The 22040-nt window shown below is 67.2% G+C and carries 23 protein-coding genes; 5 read left to right on the top strand and 18 right to left on the bottom strand.

All coding sequences use genetic code 11. The features are described 5' to 3' along the window. Nucleotides 1-62 precede the first annotated feature (62 nt). The gene (locus HV766_RS15720; protein ID WP_054452538.1) at nt 63-1316 is read left to right on the top strand and encodes an Hsp70 family protein; all 1254 of its coding nucleotides are present in this window, start codon (nt 63-65) and stop codon (nt 1314-1316) included. A 5-nt stretch (nt 1317-1321) separates the two neighbouring features. On the opposite strand, the gene HV766_RS15715 is transcribed toward HV766_RS15720, so the two are convergent. Continuing rightward, complete coding sequence (locus HV766_RS15715) at nt 1322-2242, bottom strand: LysR family transcriptional regulator (protein WP_175181455.1); 921 nt, start codon at nt 2240-2242, stop codon at nt 1322-1324. 239 nt (nt 2243-2481) lie between these two features. On the opposite strand from HV766_RS15715, the gene HV766_RS15710 reads away from it, so the two are divergent. The 3 genes from HV766_RS15710 to HV766_RS15700 all read left to right on the top strand — a co-directional run bounded on the left by HV766_RS15710 (nt 2482) and on the right by HV766_RS15700 (nt 4542). Continuing rightward, nucleotides 2482-3501, top strand: a complete 1020-nt coding sequence (locus HV766_RS15710) for a zinc-dependent alcohol dehydrogenase family protein (protein WP_119449272.1) — start codon at nt 2482-2484, stop codon at nt 3499-3501. Between the two features lie 93 nt (nt 3502-3594). Then, on the top strand, nt 3595-4182 hold the full coding sequence (locus tag HV766_RS15705; RefSeq protein ID WP_175181454.1) for an NUDIX domain-containing protein: 588 nt from the start codon (nt 3595-3597) through the stop codon (nt 4180-4182). Between the two features lie 24 nt (nt 4183-4206). Next, nucleotides 4207-4542, top strand: a complete 336-nt coding sequence (locus tag HV766_RS15700; protein ID WP_175181453.1) for a 2Fe-2S iron-sulfur cluster-binding protein — start codon at nt 4207-4209, stop codon at nt 4540-4542. On the opposite strand, the gene HV766_RS15695 is transcribed toward HV766_RS15700, so the two are convergent. The 8 genes from HV766_RS15695 to HV766_RS15660 all read right to left on the bottom strand — a co-directional run bounded on the left by HV766_RS15695 (nt 4523) and on the right by HV766_RS15660 (nt 10505). Continuing rightward, complete coding sequence (locus HV766_RS15695) at nt 4523-5008, bottom strand: hypothetical protein (RefSeq protein WP_254593323.1); 486 nt, start codon at nt 5006-5008, stop codon at nt 4523-4525. The genes HV766_RS15700 and HV766_RS15695 overlap by 20 nt on opposite strands. Beyond that, nucleotides 4959-5660 (bottom strand): DUF899 domain-containing protein, encoded by a 702-nt coding sequence (locus HV766_RS15690; RefSeq protein ID WP_175181452.1) that lies wholly within the window; start codon nt 5658-5660, stop codon nt 4959-4961. The genes HV766_RS15695 and HV766_RS15690 overlap by 50 nt, the downstream gene beginning before the upstream one ends. Nucleotides 5661-5714: 54 nt before the next feature. Continuing rightward, nucleotides 5715-6179, bottom strand: coding sequence for an SRPBCC family protein (locus HV766_RS15685; RefSeq protein WP_119449274.1), 465 nt, complete (start codon nt 6177-6179; stop codon nt 5715-5717). Continuing rightward, nucleotides 6065-6517 carry an ArsR/SmtB family transcription factor gene (locus HV766_RS15680; protein ID WP_119449275.1) on the bottom strand — a complete coding sequence of 151 codons (453 nt, stop codon included), beginning with the start codon at nt 6515-6517 and terminating at the stop codon, nt 6065-6067. The genes HV766_RS15685 and HV766_RS15680 overlap by 115 nt, the downstream gene beginning before the upstream one ends. A 61-nt stretch (nt 6518-6578) precedes the next feature. Beyond that, nucleotides 6579-7883: an MFS transporter gene (locus HV766_RS15675; RefSeq protein WP_054452516.1), complete on the bottom strand. Its 1305-nt coding sequence runs from the start codon at nt 7881-7883 to the stop codon at nt 6579-6581. Between the two features lie 162 nt (nt 7884-8045). Then, on the bottom strand, nt 8046-9230 hold the full coding sequence (locus HV766_RS15670; RefSeq protein WP_254593322.1) for a hypothetical protein: 1185 nt from the start codon (nt 9228-9230) through the stop codon (nt 8046-8048). A 14-nt stretch (nt 9231-9244) separates the two neighbouring features. Then, complete coding sequence (locus tag HV766_RS15665) at nt 9245-9973, bottom strand: helix-turn-helix domain-containing protein (protein ID WP_013394848.1); 729 nt, start codon at nt 9971-9973, stop codon at nt 9245-9247. 97 nt (nt 9974-10070) lie between these two features. Continuing rightward, nucleotides 10071-10505: a gamma-glutamylcyclotransferase family protein gene (locus HV766_RS15660; RefSeq protein WP_054452511.1), complete on the bottom strand. Its 435-nt coding sequence runs from the start codon at nt 10503-10505 to the stop codon at nt 10071-10073. Nucleotides 10506-10642: 137 nt separating this feature from the next. Between HV766_RS15660 and clpB the strand changes: the two genes are divergently transcribed. Beyond that, entirely contained in the window at nt 10643-13249 is a 2607-nt protein-coding gene (gene clpB, locus HV766_RS15655; RefSeq protein ID WP_054452508.1) for an ATP-dependent chaperone ClpB, read from the top strand. A gap of 94 nt (nt 13250-13343) precedes the next feature. Here clpB and HV766_RS15650 read toward each other — a convergent pair whose 3' ends face one another. The 9 genes from HV766_RS15650 to HV766_RS15610 form a co-directional block, all read right to left on the bottom strand. Next, on the bottom strand, nt 13344-13772 hold the full coding sequence (locus HV766_RS15650) for a DUF1641 domain-containing protein (RefSeq protein WP_175164159.1): 429 nt from the start codon (nt 13770-13772) through the stop codon (nt 13344-13346). Further along, nucleotides 13769-14959: an NAD(P)/FAD-dependent oxidoreductase gene (locus HV766_RS15645; RefSeq protein ID WP_054452501.1), complete on the bottom strand. Its 1191-nt coding sequence runs from the start codon at nt 14957-14959 to the stop codon at nt 13769-13771. The genes HV766_RS15650 and HV766_RS15645 overlap by 4 nt, the downstream gene beginning before the upstream one ends. An 82-nt stretch (nt 14960-15041) precedes the next feature. Beyond that, complete coding sequence (locus HV766_RS15640; RefSeq protein WP_054452499.1) at nt 15042-15413, bottom strand: Rieske (2Fe-2S) protein; 372 nt, start codon at nt 15411-15413, stop codon at nt 15042-15044. Next, nucleotides 15388-16260 carry an intradiol ring-cleavage dioxygenase gene (locus HV766_RS15635; protein ID WP_175164162.1) on the bottom strand — a complete coding sequence of 291 codons (873 nt, stop codon included), beginning with the start codon at nt 16258-16260 and terminating at the stop codon, nt 15388-15390. The genes HV766_RS15640 and HV766_RS15635 overlap by 26 nt, the downstream gene beginning before the upstream one ends. Nucleotides 16261-16269: 9 nt before the next feature. Then, a complete protein-coding gene (locus HV766_RS15630; RefSeq protein WP_119449282.1) occupies nt 16270-17730 on the bottom strand; it encodes an aldehyde dehydrogenase family protein in 1461 nt (486 codons plus the stop codon). Between the two features lie 35 nt (nt 17731-17765). Beyond that, nucleotides 17766-18785 carry a hydroxyquinol 1,2-dioxygenase gene (locus HV766_RS15625; RefSeq protein WP_175164164.1) on the bottom strand — a complete coding sequence of 340 codons (1020 nt, stop codon included), beginning with the start codon at nt 18783-18785 and terminating at the stop codon, nt 17766-17768. Between the two features lie 34 nt (nt 18786-18819). Then, entirely contained in the window at nt 18820-19314 is a 495-nt protein-coding gene (locus HV766_RS15620; protein WP_119449283.1) for a cupin domain-containing protein, read from the bottom strand. 71 nt (nt 19315-19385) lie between these two features. After that, nucleotides 19386-20354: a Bug family tripartite tricarboxylate transporter substrate binding protein gene (locus HV766_RS15615; protein ID WP_175181451.1), complete on the bottom strand. Its 969-nt coding sequence runs from the start codon at nt 20352-20354 to the stop codon at nt 19386-19388. A gap of 50 nt (nt 20355-20404) precedes the next feature. After that, nucleotides 20405-21982 carry an alkaline phosphatase family protein gene (locus HV766_RS15610; protein ID WP_054452483.1) on the bottom strand — a complete coding sequence of 526 codons (1578 nt, stop codon included), beginning with the start codon at nt 21980-21982 and terminating at the stop codon, nt 20405-20407. Nucleotides 21983-22040: the final 58 nt, after the last annotated feature.

The following is a 22040-nucleotide window of genomic DNA, read 5'->3' as shown; positions in this document are numbered from 1 at the left end:
GGCGATTCTGGCGGTTGCGGCTACACTTATGCGCCGTTTTGCTTTCAGCCCCAGAATTCCCCATGATTTCCACCGCATGCGGCGTCGACTTCGGCACGTCCAATTCCACCGTGGGCTGGAGCCGCCCCGATCAGCGCGCGCTCCTCGCCCTGGAAGACGGCAAGACCACCTTGCCCTCGGCCATTTTCTTCCATGACGAAGACGCCGAAGTCAGCTATGGCCGGGCCGCCATCTCCGACTACCTGGCGGGCTACGACGGGCGCCTGATGCGCTCGATGAAGAGCCTGCTGGGCAGCTCGCTGATCGACGGCTCGACGGAAGTGCAGGGCCGTTCGATTCCGTTCCGCGTCCTGCTCACGCGCTTCATCGCCGAACTCAAGCGCCGCGCGGAAACCGCAGCGGGGCGCGGCTTCACGCGCGCCGTGCTGGGCCGGCCGGTGTTCTTCGTGGATGACAATCCGGCCGCCGACCAGACCGCCCAGGACACGCTGGGCGAGATCGCGCGCAGCGTCGGCTTCACCGATATCGAGTTCCAGTTCGAGCCGCTGGCCGCCGCATTCGATTATGAATCGCAGATCGACCGCGAAGAACTGGTGCTGGTCATCGACATCGGCGGCGGTACTTCCGATTTCTCGCTGATCCGCCTGGGGCCCGGCCGCGCCACCAAGGCCGACCGCCGCGAAGACATCCTGGCCTACGGCGGCGTGCACATCGGCGGGGTGGACTTCGACAAGCAGCTCAGCCTGGCGCACGTGATGCCCATGCTGGGCCTGGGCAGCCAGCTGCGCAGCGGCAAGGATGTGCCCTCCACGCAATATGGCAACCTGGCCTGCTGGCACACCATCAACCAGGCCTATACGCGCAAGGCCGCCGAACATTTCGCCTACATCCGCGCCGAGGCCGGCGACCGCGAGAAGATCGACCTGCTGCTGAACCTGGTCAAGCAGCGCGCCGGCCACTGGGTGGCGGTGCAGGTCGAAGAGGCCAAGATCGCACTGTCGGAGACGCCCGCCGCGCGCATCGACCTGTCGCGCATCGCGCCGGAGCTGGGCGTGGACGTGACGCGCCCCTCGTTCGACGCCTGCGTGGGCCGCCTGATCGAAAAGGTCGAGACCACGGTGGGCGCGTTGCTGCGCGACGCCGGCGTATCGACCGCGGACGTGGATACGGTGTTCTTCACCGGCGGTTCCAGCCGCGTGCCGCGTTTGCGCGAATCGGTGTCAGCCCTGGTGCCGGGCGCGCGCAGCGTCGAAGGCGACCTGTTCGGCAGCATCGGCGCCGGCCTGGCGCTGGACGCCCGCCGCAAGTTCGGCTGAGCCGCTCAGGCGGCCAGCATCGAGGGTACGCGGGCCGCCAGCGCGTCGATGGCGGCCCGCGTCTTGGACGGCAGGTAGCGCGCTTGCGGCCAGACGGCGTGCACCTCTTGCGCGGCCAGGCGATCACCGTGCATCAGCACGTCCAGCTCGCCGGTGCGCACATAGTGCGTCAGCATCCAGCAGGGCAGCCAGGCGAGCCCCGCGCCGGCGATGGCGGCGTCCGCGATGGCTTGCAGGTCGTCCAGGCGCAGGCACGGACGCGGGCGCAGCTGCAGTACCTGGCCGTTGGGCCCATGCAGCGCCCAGGCCTTGTCCACGCCGTTGCGCGTGTAGACGATGGCGGCATGCCGCTGCATCTCATCCACGGTGACCGGGCGGCCATGTGCCTGGATGTATGCGGGAGAAGCCCCGATGCCCATGGTCTGCATGCCGAGCCGCCGCGCGGCCAGGCTGGCGCTGTCGGGCAGCTCGCCCACGCGGATGCCCAGGTCGTAGCCTTCCTCGATCAGATCGACCACCCGGTCGTTGAATGAAACCTCCACCTGCAGTTGCGGATGCTGCTGTGCCAGTTCGCGCAGCACGGGCGCGACGCAATGGCGGCCGAACACCAACGGCGCGCTGACGCGCAAGCGACCCTGGGGCTCGCGCCGGCCGCTGTCCAGCTCGGCCTCGGCGGTCTGCAGTTCGGCCAGCGCGCGCACGCAACGGTCGTAATAGGCCTGGCCATCGTCGGTCAGGCTTTGCTGGCGGGTGGTGCGGTGGAACAGCCTGGCGCCCAGCCGCGCCTCCAGCCGCGCGATGGACTTGCCCACCGCGGAGCGCGTGAGGTTCAGGCGTTGCGCCGCGAGCGCGAAGCTGCCTGCTTCCACGGCCTGAACGAAGACTTCGATGCCGCTCAGCCGGTCATAGGTGATCGCTGTAGCCATCATGGACTCCCTGCATTTATTGGTTCCTAGTGGGATTCAATGAAATGAAAAACATTCGCCACTAGGGAAATTGGTTCCCATATATCTTATCGGTACTTGACCGTCACGGATAGCCGCCAATGGCGGGCGGCGGTCTTTTTTGCCGCCGGGCCGCCCCAAGGCAAAAAAAAGCCCCCTTGGGGGGCAGCAAGCCGAAGGCGCAGCGTGGGGGCCTTTTTTGAATCGATAGGAGAAACAACATGCAGGCATACACCGTCACCAGCGGCAAGGACATCGCTTCGCTGGAGCGCGTCACGCGCCAGCCTCGCAGCCTGGGGCCGTTGGAGCTGCGCGTGCGCATCAAGGCCGTGTCGCTGAACTACCGCGACCTGATGGTGGCGCGCGGCGAGTATCTGAAGGGTTCGGGCGATCCGGTCATACCCGCCTCCGACGCCGCGGGCGAGGTGATCGAGGTGGGTGCGGGCGTGAGCCGGTTCAAGGTCGGCGACCGCGTCATGGGCGCATTCATGCCGGACTGGATCGATGGCGAGCCCACGCCTGCCACGGTGGCGCTGGCGCCGGGCGCCGCCACCGACGGCCTGCTGTCCACCGAGAGCGTGTTTGCCGAGCACGCCCTGGTCGCAACGCCGGCATCCTTGAGCGACGAGCAGGCCTCGACCCTGCCTTGCGCCGCCGTCACCGCATGGAACGCGCTGTTCGTCGCCGGACGCGCCAAGGCGGGCCAGACGGCTTTGTTCCTGGGCACGGGCGGGGTTTCCATCTGGGGCCTGCAACTGGCCAAGGCAGCCGGCATGCGAACCATCATCACCTCGTCCAGCGCGGACAAGCTGGCCCGCGCGCGCGAGCTGGGCGCGGACCTTACGATCAACTACCGTGAAACGCCGCAATGGCAGGACGAAGTGCTGCGCCTGACCGGCGGCGAGGGCGCCCACGTGGTGGTGGAAGTCGGCGGCGAAGGCACGCTCGAACGTTCCGTCGCGGCCGCGCGCATGGGAGGCACCATTGCGGTCATCGGCGGCGTCAGCGGCTTCGCGGCCGTGCCGGTCGCGCCCCTGGCGTTGATCGCGGGCGTCAAGCGGCTGGAAGGCATCTTCGTCGGCAGCCGCAAGATGCTCGAGGACGTGGCGCGTTTCGTCGACGTGGCGCGCATCGCGCCGGTCATCGACCGCGTCTACTCGTTTGCCGAAGCGCGCGAGGCGTTCGAGCACCTGGCGTCGGGCCGGCACTTCGGCAAGCTCGTCATCCGCGTCGCGGAGTAGGCGTCATCGGGGAAGGCGGGCGGCGATGGTAAGCTCGTGCTGCCCGCGCGGACTGGCCATCATCCGCGCGTCCCTTGAGGTATCCGACCCGCCATGACCCGCAAGCCCGATTCCCATCTCGAAGAAAAACTCCTCGCCAGCGAGGCGCCATACAACGGCGCCTTCCTGAAGATCCGGCGCGACACGGTCAGCCTGCCCAACGGCAACACGGCCACGCGCGAGTACGTGGTGCATCCGGGCGCGGTGGTGGTGATCCCGCTGCTGGACGATGGCCGGGTCCTGCTGGAGCGTCAGTTCCGTTATCCCATCGGACGCGTGATGACCGAGTTCCCGGCCGGCAAGCTGGATCCGGGCGAGGATCCGCTGGCCTGCGGCAAGCGCGAGCTGCTGGAGGAAACCGGCTATACCGCGGATCAGTGGGCGCATGCGGGAGCGCTGCACCTGGCCATCGCGTATTCCACCGAGATCATCCATATCTACTTCGCCCGCGGCCTGCGCGCCGGGCCTCGCCAATTGGACCAGGACGAATTCCTGGATGTGATCAGCGCGGATCCCGCCGAGCTGATCGAGGCTTGCGCCAAGGGCGAGGTCACCGACGCCAAGACGCTGACCTGCGTGCTGTGGATGCAGAACGTGCTGTCCGGCGCCTGGCAGCTGGACTGGCAGGACCACGCGGGCTGAAGCCCGTCCGGAATCTGTCCAGACATGTCCGCATTTCCCGTTCTGGTGCAGCCCGCCGGCCTGCGCTTTGACGCGTCGGCCGATACCTCCGTGCTGCTGGCGGCGCAGGCGGCCGGCATCAAGCTGCCCAGTTCGTGCCGTAACGGCACATGCCGCGCCTGTATGTGCCTGCTGCTGGAAGGCGAGATCTCGTACCGCATCGAGTGGCCGGGGCTGTCGCGCGACGAGAAGGAAGAAGGCTGGATCCTGCCCTGCGTGGCGCAGGCCGAGTCCGCCCTGGAAATCCAGGCGCCCCTGGCCGCGCCGATCGAGGCCGCGCCCGTTGCGCCACCGCGCCCGCTTACCGGGGCGCGGCGCTAGCGCCTGCAATCAGCGCCGCGGCGGCCATGGCGACGCCCATTCCCAGCGCCATGCCGGCCGCCATTCCGCCGAATGGCGCGACGCTCGCGGCCAGCGCCGCCGCCATGCCCCATTGAGCCCCTGCCAGCATGCCCAGCGCCATCGCCAGCGCGCAGGCCAGCCGCGCTGCCATGCGCGGCGCGCCCGGCAGTGGCAGTAGCGCGGCAAGCAGCATGGCTGCGCTGCTGGCGGGCATCAGGGCCGCATGGCGCCACGCTTGGTCCAGCAGCCCGCCGGACGCCCCGCACAGGCTGGCCAGCAGCGCCGCCGGCGTGCGCAGCGTGTCTGCCCACAGCCCCGCGGCCATGGCTGCGGTGCAGGCCAGCCACAGGACGGCGGCGTCGGAGGCCACGCGGACTGCATCGCCGGGCTTGCGCCTAGCCGCAGGCGTGGCAGGCGTGCGGCCGCGCGTCGTCGTAGCGGTCATGATGGCGTACCCAGTCGCCCAGGTTGAAGTGCGGGCCGTTCTCGTTGCGGCCCAGGGGCGCCAATTCCAGGTAGTTGTAGGCCCCGGCCAGCCTTTCCACGCCGCGCGAGAAGCTTGAATAGGTATGAAAGATCTCGCCGTCCGGGTCGCGGAAGAACGCGCTGGCGCCGGAGTTTTCCTCCATGCTGCCGTCGGCCTTGGGCACGGAGGCCAGCAGGTCGAAATTGAAGTCGCAGCCTTCGGACGAGTACCAGGGGAACTGCCAGCCCATGCGGCGCTTGAAGGCCTCCAGCTTGGCGTAGGGGGCTCGCGACACGGCGACCACCGTCACGTCATGCTGGCGCAGGTGCATGAGCGCGCTGTCCATGTGGTCGGCCAGGAACGAGCAGCCCACGCAGCCTTCCTCCCAGTCCGGGCCGAACATGAAGTGGTAGACGATGAGCTGGCTCCTGCCCTGGAACAGCGCGGCCAGGTCCACGGAGCCGGCCGCGCCCTGGAAGCGATAGGGCTTGTCCACTTTGACCCAGGGCAGGGCCATGCGCTCGCGGGCCAGCGCGTCCTGGGCATGAGTCAGTTCTTTTTCGCGGCGCAGCAGCGCCTCGCGCGCGATGTCCCATTGCGCTCGGGATACGACGGGGTGATCGGTCTGCATCGTGTGTCTCCTTGGAACGGGCCGGCAGGCCCGGGTAGGGCGAACGGCGGGGATTCAGGCCGGCTTCGCCAGATGGGCCGCCAGCCGTTCCAGCGCGCCCAGCCAGCCATGCTGGTGGCTGTCGCGGGTGGCCTGGTCGACGAACGGGGTTTGCAGGAAGGCAAGCTCGGTGCCGCCGCCGGCAGGGGTGAATTCCAGGGTGATCAGCGAGACTTCCGCGGGCGTATCGCGCCAGGCCCAGGTAAACACCAGGCGGCGCTGCGGTTCGACTTCGCGGTAGTGGCCGCTGGCGTGGTGCTCCAGCCCGTCCTCGGTGGCGAATCCCACCTGATAGGCGCCGCCCACGCGCACGTCGGTTTCCGCCCGCAACACCTTGCGGGTTTCGGCGGGACCGAACCAGCGCATCAGCGCTTGCGGGTCCGTCCAGGCGCGCCAGACGCGTTCGACGGGGGCGTCGAAGCGGCGTTTGAGGCGGAGTTCGATGGGGGCTGTTTCGCCTCGGGTGCTTCGTTTTTCCATGGGTGGACCTCTTCCTCGTGGTACAGGTAGCGCGCCAGCGAATCCAGCTGCCCGTTCCAGAACTTCTCGTAGCGGGCCAGCCAGTCGGATGCCGCCCGCATGGGTTCGGGCGATAGCGTGCAGTTCACGACGCGGCCGTCCTTGGCGCGGGCGATCAGGCCGGCGTCTTCCAGCACGCGCAGATGCTTCATGAAAGCGGGCAGGGACATGGCGTGCGGCCGGGCCAGCTCGCTGACCGAGGCCGCGCCTTGTTCCAGGTCGGCCAGCACCCGGCGCCGCGTGCCGTCTGCCAGGGCCGAAAAGATGCTGTCCAGCGTGTCGTCTTTAAACTTAACCATAGGGTTAAGTATTAAGCCGAAGCCGCGGGACTGTCAAGCAACAAAGTTGGCGCGAAAGGAATCAGGCGTGCTGGTGCATGGCCGACCGGTGCTTGGTGTCGCGCATGGTGGCGTACACCAGCAGCGACAGGAAGATGATGCCGGCGAGGTAGTAGTAGAACCACTCCTCGTGCCCCTGCTGTTTGAAAAACAGGGCAATGGCCGGCGCCGTGCCGCCGAAGATCGACACCGTCACGGCGTAGGGCACGGCCACGCCGGTGGCGCGGATGTTGGTGGGGAAGAGCTCCGCCTTCACCACCGCGTTGATGGAGGTGTAGCCGGCCGTGAACACCCAGGCGCCGCAGATCAGCAGGAAGGCCATGAAGGGCGAATGCGTATGCGACAGCGTCATCAGGATGGGCACCGTGAGCGCCGCGCCTGCCACGCCGAAGAACACCAGCAGCGGCTTGCGCCCGATCTTGTCGGACAGCGCGCCATACACCGGCTGCAGGATCAGCGCGAAGATCAGCGACCCGGCGATGATGTAGGTCGTGACGATGTCGGAGAAGCCCGAGGTCTGCCGCACGAAGGTCTGCATGTAGGTGGTGAAGGTATAGAACGCCGCGGTGCCGCCCGCGGTCAGGCCCACCACGATCGCGACCTCGCGCGGATATTTCAGCAGGCCGCGCAGCGAACTGGTCTGCGGCTTGGGCGCTTTCTGCGCCTCCTTGTAGGAATCCGTCTCGGGCATGTCGCGCCGCATCAGGGCCGTGATGATGGCCAGCATGGCGCCGATCACGAAGGGGATGCGCCAGCCCCATTCCACCAACTGCTCGTGGGTCAGGAACACGTTCTGCAACAGCAGCAGCACCAGGATGGCGCAGAGCTGGCCGCCGATCAGCGTGACGTACTGGAAGCTGGAATAGAAGCCGCGATGCTCGGGGTCCGCGATCTCGGTCAGGTAGGTGGCGCTGGCGCCATACTCGCCGCCCAGGCTCAGCCCCTCGATCACGCGCGCCAGGGCCAGCAGCGCGGGCGCGGCCAGGCCGATGGTGGCATAGGTGGGCGTGACCGCGATGATCAGCGAGCCCACGCACATCATCCCCACCGACACCATCAGCGACAGGCGCCGCCCATGGCGGTCGGCCAGATGGCCGAACAGCCAGCCGCCGAGCGGACGCACGATGAAGCCGGCCGCGAACAGCGTGGCCGCGTTCAGTTGCTGGACGACCGGGTCGTGGGACGGGAAAAACGCGGGGGCGAAGTACAGGGCGAAAGCGGTATAGGCGTAGAAGTCATACCACTCCACCAGATTGCCCATGGAGCCGATGAAGATCGCCTTGATGCGGCGCTTCGCGTCGGGGATGTCGAGATACGCTTGTGTCATATCCATCCTTCGGGTGCGTTTGTCGGGGGACGCCGGACACGCGATCGCGGGTGGGCCGCGAATGGAACATGCATTGCGTTATGTTGCGCCTGCGCGCGCGGAAATGCACGCGTATCAATACCGCTTCTTGTTCAGCTTTTTGTCAGGCCTGGCCGCGCCGGCTCACTTGCCGCGTGGCTTGATGACTTCGCAAGGCGCGGCGCCGTCCGCCGCCTGGGCCTCGTCGCCCAGCAGCGCCTGCGTGCCGCAGACCGAGCCGAACATGCCTTTGCTGTTGTGGCCGATACCGGCCACTTCGAAGGCGCGCCGGTGCAGCGTCACGGGTTTGGCGCCGCGGGCGGCCAGCACGTGTTCGTATTGTGCGTAGCCTATGCCGCGGGCCAGCCGGGTCGCGCCCTGGGCTTCCGCGCCGCAGGTCTTGTCCAGCAGGCGGTCTTCGGGATTGTTGTCTGCGCCGCCCAGCAGATAGGTGACGTCGCGCGCGGCGTAGCGCACAAAGAGCTTGGATTCGTCGGTCTCGCGCGAGTACGCGGGCAGCTTGTCCGGGCCGTACTTGTACTGGTTGTAGGTGGGGCAGATGCCGCGCTCGTAGGGCGCATAGCCCTTGCCGTCGGCGCGGGGGCGCTCGTTGCTCAGGTACAGGTAGGACGAAGGATTGGCGACGACGTAGCGCAGCGCCAGCCCGTCGCGCCGCAGCGGGCCGTCGATGTTGTTCAGCACCGCGTAGCGTTGTACCAACTGCCCGCCGGCCGAGTGGCCGGCCAGCACGATGCCGGCCAGCGAGGCCAGGCGCTTGCGGTCGTCCAGGCTGCGCAGCAGGTCGTCCAGCACCTGGAACGAGCTGACGGGCGCGGGGCGTCCCGCGGCCTGCACGCTGTCTTCCCCGTCTTCCCAGCTGGCCTTGCGCCAGGCCGCCATGCCGCCGAAACCCGAATCGATGGAGCCCGAGAAGCGCGGCGCCAGGATCAGGGTGTCGCGGGCCCGCTCGGGGTTGTGCGCCAGCAGCGCGGCGACAGATTCGTAATAGCGGTCGGCGTCGCGCTTGACGCCGTGGATCACGACCACGACCTGCTTGATGTTGCGCAGGTCGTCCTTGGCCAGGTCGCGGTTGGCGTAGACCGGCATCTTGTAGCGGTGGCCGGGCTTGCCCAGTTCCACGGACTGCCAGCGCAAGGGCGCCGCGCGCTTGGGCGCGGGCGCGGTTTCGCTGTAGTCGTAAGGGTCGGGCAGGGGCGTCTGCGCGCGCGCGGCCAGCGGCGCGAGCGCCGCCAGGGCGAACAGCGCGGCCAGGCCGCGCATGCGGTCCGGCCGCGCTACAAGCAAGGGGAGGATAGGTGCGCGGCGCATGGCGCGGCGGAAATTCAGCAGCTCTCTTGGCCCAGCAACTGCTTGAGCGCGGGCAGGTCCAGGATGCGGACCTCGCGCTGGTTGATCTTGATGAGGCCGTCGCGCGCAAAGCGCGAGAACAGCCGGCTGACCGTTTCCAGGGTCAGGCCGAGGTAGTTGCCGATTTCCTCGCGGCTCATGCGCAGCACGAATTCGGTGGAGGAATAGCCCAGCGAAGCGTAGCGCTGCGACAAGTTCAGCAGGAACGCGGCCAGGCGCTGCTCGGAGCGCATGGAGCCCAGCGATGCCAGCATCTGGTGCGAGCGGTTGATTTCGCGGCTCATCAGGCGGCGGAATTGCTGCTGCAGCGAGGGCAGGTGGGCCGCGACCCGGTCGATGTCGGCCAGGCGGATGACGCAGACCTCGGAATCTTCCAGCGCCACGGCGGTCGAGACGTGCTTGCCGTCCAGCATGCCGTCCATGCCGACGATTTCGCCGGGCAGATGAAAGCCGGTGACCTGGATCTGGCCGGTCGCGTCTTCCAGCTGCGTCTTGAGGCTGCCGAAGCGCACGCTGTAGACCGCGTCCAGCGGGTGATTCAGCGAATAGAGCGGCTTGCCTTTTTCAAGGCGCACGCGTTCCCTGACCAGTTCGTCCAGCTTTTCCACTTCCGCGGCTGCCATGCCCACGGGCACGCACACATGCCCCAGCATGCATGTGGAGCAATGGGCGGCATCAGGGGCAACGGGGACCCGTTTTTGCATACGATGACCTCTATAGTGCCCATTGCGCGGACGGATGCCGGCATGGGTATAAAGCTTAAGACAAGCTGTATTGTAGTCCGTTGTTACTACGGGCGTCTTACGGGGCGTCCGATAGGGGGCGCGCAAGGCGGTAAGCGACCCAGTCGTCGGCGGCTATATCGACCGCCGCGCCGCGCAGGGCTGGGTCTATCGGATAGTACTGGCAGCGCAGTTCCGGGGCTTGCGCGGGCGGTTCCAGGCGCGCCACGACCTCGCGCCGCACGAAGCAGCAGGGCTTGCCGGATTCGTACTCCTCGATCTCGTCCATCAGCGCCACCAGGGCGGGCTCCACCTGGAAAACGTCGCCGCGCACGCGCCGGCCGTCGTCCACCGGGATCAGGCCGGGCCAGTCGCCGAAGTCCACCAGGCGGCCCGGCACGCTGGCCGGACCGACATGGCGGGCCGCCGGCAGGCCGCGCCGGGCGGCGGCTTGAGCCAGGTCATTGATTTCGCCCGCGCGTAGGGTGCCGTAGACAAAAACGTATATGCTCATAGGTCAGGTTGTTGCTGCACGTCGAAAAAACCATGGCGCGGGCAGGGTGTTGAAATTCTCGCATCTGGCCGCATATTCAGGATATCGAGCCAGCCGGCACGTATCGGTCAGGCTCCCCAACAAGCCAAACGACCATTATGCGATTCGACAAACTGACTACCAAGTTCCAGCAAGCCCTGGCCGACGCTCAGAGTCTGGCCGCCCGCAACGACCATCCCTACATCGAGCCCATCCACGTGCTCTCCGCCTTGCTGTCGGATTCCGACAGCGGCGCGGGCAGCCTGCTGGCGCGCGCCGGCGTGGCCGTCAACCGGGTGCAGTCGGCCATCGACAGCGCCCTGAAGTCCCTGCCGCAGGTGCAGGGCGACGACAACGTCCAGGTCGGCCGCGACCTGCAGGCGGTGCTGACCCGCACCGACAAGGAAGCCGCGCGCCGTGGCGACACCTATATTGCCAGCGAACTGTTCCTGCTGGCGCTGGCGGACGACAAGGGCGACGCCGGCCGCATCCTGCGCGACGCGGGCCTGCAGAAAAAGGCCCTGGAGGCCGCGATCGACGCCGTGCGCGGCGGCGAGAACGTCTCCGGCGCGGAAGGCGAATCCAACCGCGAAGCCCTGTCCAAGTACACCATGGACCTGACCGAGCGCGCCCGCCAAGGCAAGCTCGACCCGGTGATCGGCCGCGACGACGAAATCCGCCGCACCATCCAGATCCTGCAGCGCCGCACCAAGAACAACCCCGTGCTGATCGGCGAACCCGGCGTGGGCAAGACCGCCATCGTCGAAGGCCTGGCGCAGCGCATCGTCAATGACGAAGTTCCCGAAACGCTGCGCGGCAAGCGTGTGCTGTCGCTGGATCTGGCCGCGCTGCTGGCCGGCGCGAAGTTCCGCGGCGAATTCGAAGAACGCCTGAAGGCCGTGCTGAAAGAGCTGTCGCTGGACGACGGCAGCAACATCGTCTTCATCGACGAACTCCACACCATGGTGGGCGCGGGCAAGGCCGAAGGCGCGATGGACGCCGGCAACATGCTCAAGCCCGCGCTGGCGCGCGGCGAGCTGCACTGCATCGGCGCGACCACGCTGGACGAATACCGCAAGTACATCGAGAAGGACGCGGCGCTGGAGCGTCGCTTCCAGAAGGTGCTGGTCGACGAGCCCGACGTGGAATCCACCATCGCCATCCTGCGCGGTCTGCAGGAGCGCTATGAAATCCACCACGGCGTCGAGATCACCGACCCGGCCATCGTGGCCGCGGCCGAGCTCTCGCACCGCTACATCACCGACCGCTTCCTGCCTGACAAGGCCATCGACCTGATCGACGAGGCCGGCGCGCGCATCCGCATGGAAATCGATTCCAAGCCGGAAGTGATGGACAAGCTGGACCGCCGCATCATCCAGCTCAAGATCGAGCGCGAAGCCGTCAAGAAGGAATCCGACGACGCTTCCAAGCGCCGCCTGGGCGTGATCGAGGACGAACTCGAAAAGCTGCAACGCGAGTACAACGACTTCGAGGAAATCTGGAAGGCCGAGAAAGCGGCGGTGCAGGGCACGCAGGCCATCAAGGAAGAAATCGACAGCGTGCGCGCCGAAATGGCGGAACTGCAGCGCAAGGGCCAGTTCGACAAGCTGGCCGAGCTGCAGTACGGCAAGCTGCCGGACCTGGAAGCGCGCCTGAAGGCGGCCGAAGTGGGCGCCGCGGAAGCGGCCGAGGAAGCCGAGGGCGGCGAAGGGCGTCCGCGCCTGTTGCGCACCCGTGTCGGCGCCGAGGAAATCGCCGAGGTCGTGTCGCGCGCCACCGGCATTCCGGTGTCCAAGATGATGCAGGGCGAACGCGAGAAGCTGCTGCACATGGAGGAATACCTGCATAAGCGCGTGGTGGGCCAGGACGAGGCCGTACGCCTGGTGTCCGACGCCATCCGGCGTTCGCGCGCCGGCCTGGCGGACCCGTCGCGCCCCTACGGCTCCTTCCTGTTCCTGGGCCCCACGGGCGTGGGCAAGACCGAGCTGACGCGTGCGCTGGCCGAGTTCCTGTTCGATTCCGAAGAGCACATGATCCGCATCGACATGAGCGAATTCATGGAGAAGCACTCGGTGGCCCGCCTGATCGGCGCGCCGCCGGGATACGTGGGCTACGAAGAAGGCGGCTACCTGACCGAAGCCGTGCGCCGCAAGCCGTACAGCGTGGTGCTGCTGGATGAAGTCGAAAAGGCCCATCCGGACGTCTTCAACGTGTTGCTGCAGGTGCTGGACGACGGCCGCCTGACCGACGGCCAGGGCCGCACGGTGGACTTCCGCAACACGGTGATCGTGATGACGTCCAACCTGGGTTCGCACCATATCCAGAGCCTGGCCGGCAAGCCTTACGAAGTGGTCAAGGAAGTGGTGTGGGACGAGCTCAAGCAGACCCTGCGCCCCGAATTCCTGAACCGTATCGACGAAGTGGTCGTGTTCCATGGCCTGGAAGCGCAGCACATCGAGTCGATCGCCCGCATCCAGCTGCGCCGCCTGGGCGAGCGCCTGGAAAAGCAGGAGATGCGCCTCGAAGTGAGCGAACCCGCGTTGGCGGAACTGGCCCGCTCCGGCTTCGATCCGGTGTTCGGCGCGCGCCCCTTGAAGCGCGCGATCCAGCAGCAGATCGAAAACCCGGTGGCGCGCCTGATCCTGGAAGGCCGCTTCGGCCCGCGCGACGTGGTGCCGGTGGACTGGCAGGACGGGCAGTTCGTCTTTACGCGGACCTTGCAGTAAACGGGTCCGGCGCGGCGAGATCCCGGCCGCGCATGAAAACAACCCCCGGAAGCTGGACTGACGTCCAGTTTCCGGGGGTTTTTTACATGCGTCTTCAGCTTGCGTCGGCGTAGTCCTTGCGTTGCGCCGCCATCTGCCTGCCCAGCGTCTGCAGCGCCCGCAGCACCACGGCCATGCCGCGGCGGGTGTCCTCATCGCGCATCAGGCCGATGAGGCCGGTCAGGCTCGGAGGGCGCGCTTCCTGCAATGTGCGAGTGTGGGCATCGCGCAGCGTATTGGCGGCGGTCCAGGCGGCGCTGCTGGCCTGTTCCGACAGCAGCGCCAGCTTTTCCACCATGGACTGATCCAGCAGATCCACCAGATCGGACGCCAGCGACAGCAGGTCGGCGATGTTGTCCAGCCGTCCCGCTTCGGCCAGCAGGCCCAGCCTGTCGGCCAGCGCGCGTGCGCCCGGCCCGCCGCCCAGGAACGGAGCGGCCGCGTCGGCGGCCTGCGTGGCGCTTGCTTCGTGCGGCGCGTTCATAGCATTCCCCTTGCGACGGCCCAGTACAGGCCGCGGTTGAACCCGTGGCGCAGCAGGCCGCCGAGTTTGGTGGGCGGCGTGGGCAGCACGTCATGGGTGTAGTCGTACCAGAGCGGCATGCCGGCGTTCAGCCCCATCTGGGCCACCGCCTGCACCCGGCCGTCATAGGCGCTGCACGGTTGGCCCAGCCGGATCTCGCCGGCGATGTTGTTGGCGATGACCGGCGCCTGGTTATGGCAGGAGCCGCCCGCCTTGCTGACCGGCAGGTCGACGGTGTCGCCGATGACGTAGACATTCTGCAGCCCGTAGACCTGCAGCGTCTCATGGTCGGTCGGCAGCCAGCCTTCGTTGTTTTCGGCTTGCGACACGCCGGACTCCAGCACGACATCCACCGCGCGTATCGGCGGCGTGGCCATGAGGATGTCGAAGGGCTGTTCGCCGCCTTCCTCCGAGTAGGCGATGCGCCGGTCGGGATCGACCCGCGACAAGGTGAAGCCGCGTTGAAACTGTATGCCCTTCTGCTCGAAGATGGCGGGTAGCACTTCGCAGGTTGGCCGCTGCAGGAACAGGCAATTGCGAAGCAGCTGCGAGGTGGTGGGGTAGGTGTAGATGATCTCCACCTTGTCGCGCACGCCGCGCCGCCGCAGGTAGTCGTCCAGCATCAGCGTGGTTTCGATCGGCGCGATGCCGCACTGGTGCGGGACGTTGGGCGTCTTGGGGAAGGTGACGCTGATGAATACCCGCCCGCGCTCGATGCGCGACAGGCGGTCCGCCAACTGCCTGGCGGGCGCGTATTGGTAGAAGTGGTCTCCGGCCTCCTTCAGGCCTTCGATGCGTTCGGGCGAGGGTACGCAGCCGGTGGCGATGACCAGATAGTCATAGCCGTAGCGCTTGCCGCTCTGCGTGGCGACCTCTTGGCGGTCGAAGTGGAACCGCGTGACCTTGTCGACGCGGAATTCGATCTCGGGGCGCAGCAGGGAACGTTCCGGCCGTTTCAGTTCCTCTTGGAAGAAGAGGTTGAAGGCCACGTACATGAACGCCGGTTTGTAGTAGTGATCTGGCGTGTCCGACAGCAGCGTGATGGAGACTTCACCGCGGCTGATTTCGGGGTACAGCTTTCCGGCGAGCTGATTGGCGAGCATGGTGCCGCCTACGCCGCCGCCTACGACAACAATACGCTTGTTCATAAACCACCTCTTATGGAGAGATTCTGAGGGCAAGTGCAATGCGTCTGTGTGTGTAACAACTGTTGTCGGCGGCGTCAACCTTTCAATCGATTTTCAGATTCGAATCGGCCGCGTAGACGCGTCCCGCGTCCACGCGCAGCGGTTGCGGGTCGAGCGCCGCGCCCTGGCAGGGGCCTTCGATGCACAGCCCGTCCTCGAAGCGGAACAGGGCCGAATGATGCGCGCACATCAATACCTGGGCTTCGTAGGTCAGGACCGCGCCGTCGGCCGCGTTGAGCGTCACCGAGAAGTGGGGGCAGCGGTTGACGTAGCCCCAGACCGTCTGGCCCCGCCGCAGCAAGACCACCGGCTGCGCGCCCATCTCCGCCGTCAGCGAGCCGCCATCCGGAATGTCTTCGACCCGGCACAGCGCCGCCCCGGCGGCGTGCTCAAGCGCGGGGCAGCACGAAGTCATAACGTCCCTCGTGGAAGTCCGACCCGAAGCCGTAGCGCTTGCCCAGCGCGGAATCCGCAGCTTGCGGGCGGTATTGCAGCACCAGCGAGGGCTTCACGCCGAACACCGCGTCCGACGCGAGATACGGATCGCCGGCGTTGAACAGATGGGTTACCAGCCGCTGGTGCCCAGGCGCATCGATCATGAAGTGCAGATGCGCCGGCCGGAAGATGTGCCGGCCGGTCGCCGCCATCATGCGGCCGACGGGACCGTCGCCCGGGATCGGATAGGACACCGGCAGGATGGTGCGGATCGCGAAACTGCCGTCTTCGCCGCTGCGGTAGCGGCCGCGCAGATTGCCCTGCGGCTGGTCCAGGTCCTGGCCCGAATACATGCCGTTGGCGGCCGTCTGCCACACGTCGAGCACGGCGCCGGCCAGCGGCCGGCCTTCGGTGTCGCGCACATGACCATGCACCAGCGCGGGCTCGCCTGGCGTCTGCGCCATGTCCTCGCCCGCCGCGCGCTCGGGCATGCCGGCCATGTAGAAGGGGCCGAACACCGTGCTCTCGGTGGCCTGGCCCGGCTTGCGGTGGTTGATGGCGTCCACCAGCATCGATACGCCCAGCGTGTCGGACAGCAGGATGAATTCCTGCCGCACCGCGCCGTCACAGATCTGGCCGGTCTCGGTCAGGAACCGGATCGCGGCCATCCATTCGGCCTCGGTGGGCTCGACGTCGGCAACGAAGGCGTGCAGATGCCGCACCAGGGACTGCATCAGCTGACGCAGCCTGGGATCCGGCGTCTGGGCAAAGGCGGCGGCGACCGTGTCGGTCAGGGCGGTTTCGGCGTTCGGCATGGCAGGGTTCATGGCGGCTCCTCAGCGCTTGAAATGCGGCGGCACGGCGGCGTCCACATTGACCCACACGGACCTTGCCTCAGTGTAGTCATGCATGGCCTCGAAGCCCATTTCGCGTCCGTAGCCGGACTGGCCCACGCCGCCGAACGGACTGCCGGGATTGACCCGCTTGTAGCAGTTGATCCAGCACATGCCGGCGTGGATGGCGCCTGCCATTTTGTGGGCGCGGGCCAGGTCGCGCGTCCACAGGCCGCTGCCCAGGCCGTAATCGGTGGCGTTGGCGATGGCCAGCGCTTCCTCGTCGCTGCCAAAGCGCAGCACGGTGACGAAAGGGCCGAAGACTTCTTCCTGCGCGACGCGGTCCTGGGGCCGGGCTTCGACGATGGTGGGCGCGACGTAGTAGCCGCGGGCCAGTTCGCCGCCGGGCGCCTGGCCGCCGGCCAGCAGGCGCGCGCCCTGTTCGGCGGCAATGCCCACGTAGGACAGGACTTTGTCGCGATGCTGCGCCGAGGTCAGCGGACCCATTTCGGTATCGGGCGAACGCGGGTCGCCCAGGCGGATGGAATTCGCCAGCGCCGTGAAGCGCTCCAGAAAGGCATCGGCGATCTTGTCGTGCAGCATCAGGCGCGAACCTGCGATGCAGGCCTGGCCCTGGTTGTGGAAGATGGCCCAGGCCGCGCCGTTGATGGCGGCGTCGAGGTTGGCGTCGTCGAACACGATATTGGCGCCCTTGCCGCCGAGTTCCAGCTGTACCCGCTTGAGGTTGCCCTGGGACGCCTGCACGATGCGGCGGCCGGTGGCAGTCGACCCCGTGAAGGCGATCTTGCCCACGCCGGGATGCTCGGCCAGGCGTTGGCCTGCGGTGTGGCCGTAGCCGGGGACCATGTTGACCACGCCTTCGGGAAAGCCCGCCTGGGCCATCAGTTCGGCGATACGCAGGGTCGACAGGGGGGTGAGTTCGGAAGGCTTTAGCACCACCGTGTTGCCGGCCGCCAGCGCCGGCCCCAGCTTCCAGCTGGTGAACATCAGCGGGAAGTTCCACGGCACGATCTGGCCGACCACGCCGATGGGCGCGCGCTGCACGTAGTTGAGGAAGCCCGCTTCCACCGGAATGACGCTGCCTTGCAGTTTGTCGGCCATGCCGCCGAAGTAACGGAAGCAGCCGGCGGTGCGCGGCACGTCCAGGCCGCGCGTGTCGCGTATCGGATGGCCGGTGTCCAGCGTTTCCAGCTGCGCCAGTTCTTCCGCGTTGGCTTCGATCAGGTCGGCCAGCTTGAGCAGCAGGCGCCCGCGTTCGGCCGCCGCCATGCGCGACCAGGCGGGAAAGGCACGTTGCGCGGCCGCGACCGCGCGGTCCACGTCTTCGGCTTCGGCCGCGGCGATGGCAGTGATGAGGGTTCCGTCGTGCGGGTTGAGCACGTCTATCGTGCCGCCGGCGGCTGCGTCCACGAAACGGCCGTCGATAAAGAGTTTGTTCTGCATGGCTCTGGATACGTGATGGGTGGAAGGAGGCGGATTCAGAACTCGACGGGGTAGGGCGCGAGTTCGCCGCTTTCGTAGCGCTGGGGCAGATCGGGGGTGGCGTTCTCCCAGACCAGCAGCATCGAGCGCTTGGTCGAATAACCCTGATGGCGGATGTCGGCGGGCATGGCGCAGATGTCTCCTGCGCGCATGGTGACGCGGGCGCGCGGCGCGCCGGTGTCCTTGTCGCCGATGTCCCAGACGATTTCGTCGGACAGTTGCAGGAACCATTCGACGCGGTCATTGCCATGGAACACCGGCAGGATGAACTCCTCGGTGGTGGGGCAGAACAGGCTGGCGCCGCAGACGGAGGTGACAGAGGGGTTCCAGGTCACGTCCGAGCGCGACAGGTACTTGAACAGGCTGAACGCGTGCAGCGCGCCTTCGTAGCCCGGTTCGGCCTGGATCTGCGGCTCATCCTGGGTCACGTCGGCGAAGGCGCGGTTGACCGGCAGGTCGTCGCGCAGCGGCGAGTCTTCCGGCAGGCCGGGCATGCGGCGCGTGGCGATGCGCGAACGCTCGATGGCGGCGATGTTGTCGCCGTGCTTGCGGCCGAAGGCGGAGCCGGTTTCCTCGGGCGCGGCGAACGGATCGAAGCCTTCGTTGGTCCAGTCGTGCAGCATGGCCTTGAAGGTGGCCATGATGAGCGGCGTGTCGAAGGTTTCCGTGTAGTCCACGCCCGCGGCCTTCATGACGCCGTTGAACGAGCCGGCGTAGACGTCCACCTTGCCGTAGTGGTTGCGCGTGCCGAACACGTGGTCGAAGTTGACCCAGCCGTAGAAGAAGCCCCAGGCCACGTCGCGCATCAGCGCGCGCAGGAAAGCGTCGGCCGCGATGGCGTGGGTGCGCGTCTGGCCCTTGGAAGGCCAGTGCACCTTGACGAAGTATTCGTCACGGGTGAAGGTGAACGCGCCGAGATCGAAGCGCTTGTAGCCGGTGACGGCGTCGGCGGGCCCAGCCGCGACTTTGCCGGCGGCGAAGGAAGAGGCGGGAGCGGGGGTGTCCAGCATGGCCATATCGGTACTCCAGAAAAGGAAAAAGGGGGGCGGCTTACTGCAGGCAGATGTCCGCCCACTTTTCGACGGACAATTCGCCGGCGCGGGTCTGGATCAGCAGCACGCCCGGATACGGTGCGGTGAAGCGGTAGGCGCAGCCGGCGGGCAATAGGCATTGGTGTCCGCGGCCCAGCAGCACGCGGCCCATGGGCTTGCCGGCGGGGGCCGTCCCCGCCAGCACCGTGCCGTCAGCGGCGGGGGGCGGCTGGTCCAGCGCCAGGAATTCGACCTGGGCCTGGCCGTCCATCAGGATCGCGAACTCGTCGTGGCTGCAGGCGTACCAAGGCGATACGCCTTCGGCGCGCAGCGTTTCGATGACGTATTCCAGGTTCTTGCCGACGACGACCTTTTCGTAGGGCGCCGAGTTCGCGGCCACCTCGAAAATGTTGGAAAAGACGTAATGGCGCGGCGAGCCTTGTGTGATCTCGATCGAGCCCTTGCGGTAATCCTTGAGCGAGCCGAAGACGGTGGTCGGTGTTGCGGTGTTCATGGTGCCTCCTGTGTCGGGTACTGCTGCCCGCGCGGCGGAAAGGGCGCGGACGGGGGAAAGGGGCGGGCGTCTCAGTCCACCTTGAGATTGATCTTGCGGATGACGCCGGTCCATTTGGCGGCGTCCTCGCGCAAGCGCAGCGCAGTGGCGTCGGGCGATTCGGGCTGCGGATCGAGGTCGTTGCCTTGCAGCTTCTGCTTCACCTCCGGAAGCGCCAGGGCGCGCGCCACCTCCGCATTCATGCGTTGCACGATGGCGGCCGGCGTGCCTTTGGGCGCGAACAGCATTTCGCGGAAGGTGGCGTCGTAGCCGGCCACGCCGGCCTGCTGCATGGTCGGCACGTCCGGCGCCTGGACCGAGCGCGCGCTGCCCGACACCGCCAGCCCGTAGAGCTTGCCGGCCGCAACGTAGGGCGCGACCACCGGCGAGGCCAGATAACCGCAGGGCACCTGGCCGGCCAGCACGTCCTGCGTGGCGGGCGACGGCCCCTTGTAGGGGACATGCAGGATGTCCAGGCCGGCGCCCGACAGATAGAGCTCCATCGCCAGATGGCCAGGCACGCCCTGGCCGCCGGAGGCATAGCTGAGGGCGCCGGGCGTCTTCTTGGCTTGCGCGTCCAGCTGCGCCAGCGTGCGCAGGCCCGAGGCGGCCGAGCACACCAGCATCTGGTTGAAGTTCGCCAGCGCGACCACCGGCGTCAGGTCGTCGGCCTTGAAATTCAGCTTGCGGTAGATGGCGGGGTTGATGGTGACGACGGTGTCGGGCGCTTCGAGGAAGGTGTAGCCGTCGGCGGGCGCACGGACCACCGCTTCGGCGCCGATGTTGCCGCCCGCGCCGGGGCGGTTCTCGACGATGACCGGCTGCTTGAGCGACTGCCCCACGGCGTCGGCCACGATGCGCGCGGCGGTGTCGCCCGGCGATCCCGCGGGGAAGGCGACGACGATGCGGATGGCGCGCGTGGGCCACTCCTCCTGCGCCTGGACGTGCGACGCCGTGCTGGCGGCCATACAGGCTGCCAGCGCAAGTACTTGCGGTTTCATGCTGTCTCCTGACGTTTATTTTTCAGGCGCGCGGGTTTGGGCGCGCTGCGCTACCACCTGCCGATATGGATGCCGACCGAGTCCTCCTTGCGTGTCCATCCCGTCATGGCGGCGTGGCTGACGGTGGGGTGGATCCTGCGGTTGCGCAGCCAGTCGAACAGCATGGCCTGGTAGCGTTCCCGCACGGACGCGTGCGCGGGATCCGCGCCCAGGTCGTCGTACTCGTCCGGGTCGGCGCGCAAATCGAACAGCTGCGGACGCAGGCCTTCGAAATGGACGTACTTCCAATCGTGGTCGCGCACCATGATGGTGTGGCAGCCGTCGGCGGGACGGCCCAGCGGTTCGCGTACGAAGTCGCGGAACGCGTAGTTGTTTTCCGAGAACACGGCGCGGCGCCAGTCGGAGGGTTCCTCGCCGCGCAGCAGCGGCAGCAGGGAACGGCCTTCGAGGATGTGGTCGGGGATCTCGGCGCCCAGCGCGTCCAGGATGGTGGGCACCAGGTCGATCGCTTCCACCAGCCGCGATTCCACCACGCCGCGGCGCGCGCCGTCGCCGGGCAGACGCACGATCAGCGGCACCTTGGCCACGCAATCGTGAAACAATTCCTTCTCGCCCAGGTAGTGGTCGCCCAGGTAGTCGCCATGGTCGCTGCAGAAGATGACCATGGTGTCCTGGTCGCGGCCGCTGCGCCGCAGGTAGTCAAATAGCACGCCCAATTGGTCGTCGACCTGCTTGATGAGGCCCATGTAGGTAGGTATCACGGTCTCGCGCACCTGGTCGCAGGAAAAGTTCCTGCTGACCTCGGCCTGGCGAAAGCCCTGCAGCACGGGATGCGCGTTTTCGAGTTCGCGCGCCGCGCGTTTGGCGGGTTGCATGTCGTCGGCCGAATACATGGCGTGGTACGGCGCGGGTGCGACATAGGGCCAGTGCGGCTTGATGTAGGACAGATGCAGCACCCAGGGCTGCTCGCCGCTTTGCTCCATGAATTCGATCGCGCGCCGCGTCATGTAGGGCGTTTCGGAGTCGGCTTGCGCGACGCGCGCCGGCAGGCCGGCATAGCGCATGTTCCAGCCGGACAGGATCTCGCCGTTGGCGCCCAGCGCCGAGTTGGCGTGGTCGTGCCAGGGATTGGCGCCGTCGTAGCCTTGCTTGCGCAGGTATTGCGTGTAGTGGTGCGATTCGTCGCTGAAGCCCGGCGGCCAGATGCCGTCGTCGCGGTCGTAGGGCTCGAAGCCGCCTTGCGCGGCCAGCAGGCCGCTGGCGCTTGCCGGATCTATGCCCAGGCGCCGCATGCCGGACCTGTCGGCCTCCACGTGGGTCTTGCCCGCCACCGCCACGCGCACGCCCAGGGGGCGCAGGTAGTCGCCCAGCGTCATTTCGCTGACAGGCATGGGGACGAAGTTCCACACCGCACCGTGGCTGGTGACATAGCGGCCGGTGTAATAGGACATGCGCGACGGCCCGCAGACCGGGCCCTGCACGAAGGCATTGTCGAAACGCATGCCTTCGGCGGCCAGACGATCGATATTGGGGGTGCGCAGGCGCGGGTGCCCATAGCAGGACAGGTAGTCCCAGCGCAGTTGGTCGCACATGATCCAGAGCACATTGCGTACAGCCTGTCCGCTCATTCCCGCCTCTCTTCCCGTTCCGCCAGCCACCGCGGCTTGCGTTAGACGCCACGATATT

The sequence above is a fragment of the Achromobacter aegrifaciens genome (genome assembly GCF_902859735.1).
GTDB classification, from domain to species: domain Bacteria; phylum Pseudomonadota; class Gammaproteobacteria; order Burkholderiales; family Burkholderiaceae_B; genus Achromobacter; species Achromobacter aegrifaciens.
This window is presented reverse-complemented; position numbering and strand designations above follow the sequence as displayed.

What these genes read in the sequence shown, in the direction of transcription:
- HV766_RS15620 (WP_119449283.1), bottom strand. Translation starts at nt 19,314, where the DNA reads ATGAACACCGCAACACCGACCACCGTCTTCGGCTCGCTCAAGGATTAC.
- HV766_RS15625 (WP_175164164.1), bottom strand. Translation starts at nt 18,785, where the DNA reads ATGGCCATGCTGGACACCCCCGCTCCCGCCTCTTCCTTCGCCGCCGGC.
- clpB (WP_054452508.1), top strand. Translation starts at nt 10,643, where the DNA reads ATGCGATTCGACAAACTGACTACCAAGTTCCAGCAAGCCCTGGCCGAC.
- HV766_RS15630 (WP_119449282.1), bottom strand. Translation starts at nt 17,730, where the DNA reads ATGCAGAACAAACTCTTTATCGACGGCCGTTTCGTGGACGCAGCCGCC.
- HV766_RS15670 (WP_254593322.1), bottom strand. Translation starts at nt 9,230, where the DNA reads ATGCGCCGCGCACCTATCCTCCCCTTGCTTGTAGCGCGGCCGGACCGC.
- HV766_RS15685 (WP_119449274.1), bottom strand. Translation starts at nt 6,179, where the DNA reads ATGGAAAAACGAAGCACCCGAGGCGAAACAGCCCCCATCGAACTCCGC.
- HV766_RS15720 (WP_054452538.1), top strand. Translation starts at nt 63, where the DNA reads ATGATTTCCACCGCATGCGGCGTCGACTTCGGCACGTCCAATTCCACC.
- HV766_RS15665 (WP_013394848.1), bottom strand. Translation starts at nt 9,973, where the DNA reads ATGCAAAAACGGGTCCCCGTTGCCCCTGATGCCGCCCATTGCTCCACA.
- HV766_RS15705 (WP_175181454.1), top strand. Translation starts at nt 3,595, where the DNA reads ATGACCCGCAAGCCCGATTCCCATCTCGAAGAAAAACTCCTCGCCAGC.
- HV766_RS15660 (WP_054452511.1), bottom strand. Translation starts at nt 10,505, where the DNA reads ATGAGCATATACGTTTTTGTCTACGGCACCCTACGCGCGGGCGAAATC.
- HV766_RS15610 (WP_054452483.1), bottom strand. Translation starts at nt 21,982, where the DNA reads ATGAGCGGACAGGCTGTACGCAATGTGCTCTGGATCATGTGCGACCAA.
- HV766_RS15640 (WP_054452499.1), bottom strand. Translation starts at nt 15,413, where the DNA reads ATGACTTCGTGCTGCCCCGCGCTTGAGCACGCCGCCGGGGCGGCGCTG.
- HV766_RS15675 (WP_054452516.1), bottom strand. Translation starts at nt 7,883, where the DNA reads ATGACACAAGCGTATCTCGACATCCCCGACGCGAAGCGCCGCATCAAG.
- HV766_RS15615 (WP_175181451.1), bottom strand. Translation starts at nt 20,354, where the DNA reads ATGAAACCGCAAGTACTTGCGCTGGCAGCCTGTATGGCCGCCAGCACG.
- HV766_RS15715 (WP_175181455.1), bottom strand. Translation starts at nt 2,242, where the DNA reads ATGGCTACAGCGATCACCTATGACCGGCTGAGCGGCATCGAAGTCTTC.
- HV766_RS15680 (WP_119449275.1), bottom strand. Translation starts at nt 6,517, where the DNA reads ATGGTTAAGTTTAAAGACGACACGCTGGACAGCATCTTTTCGGCCCTG.
- HV766_RS15695 (WP_254593323.1), bottom strand. Translation starts at nt 5,008, where the DNA reads ATGACCGCTACGACGACGCGCGGCCGCACGCCTGCCACGCCTGCGGCT.
- HV766_RS15650 (WP_175164159.1), bottom strand. Translation starts at nt 13,772, where the DNA reads ATGAACGCGCCGCACGAAGCAAGCGCCACGCAGGCCGCCGACGCGGCC.
- HV766_RS15645 (WP_054452501.1), bottom strand. Translation starts at nt 14,959, where the DNA reads ATGAACAAGCGTATTGTTGTCGTAGGCGGCGGCGTAGGCGGCACCATG.
- HV766_RS15700 (WP_175181453.1), top strand. Translation starts at nt 4,207, where the DNA reads ATGTCCGCATTTCCCGTTCTGGTGCAGCCCGCCGGCCTGCGCTTTGAC.
- HV766_RS15635 (WP_175164162.1), bottom strand. Translation starts at nt 16,260, where the DNA reads ATGAACCCTGCCATGCCGAACGCCGAAACCGCCCTGACCGACACGGTC.
- HV766_RS15690 (WP_175181452.1), bottom strand. Translation starts at nt 5,660, where the DNA reads ATGCAGACCGATCACCCCGTCGTATCCCGAGCGCAATGGGACATCGCG.
- HV766_RS15710 (WP_119449272.1), top strand. Translation starts at nt 2,482, where the DNA reads ATGCAGGCATACACCGTCACCAGCGGCAAGGACATCGCTTCGCTGGAG.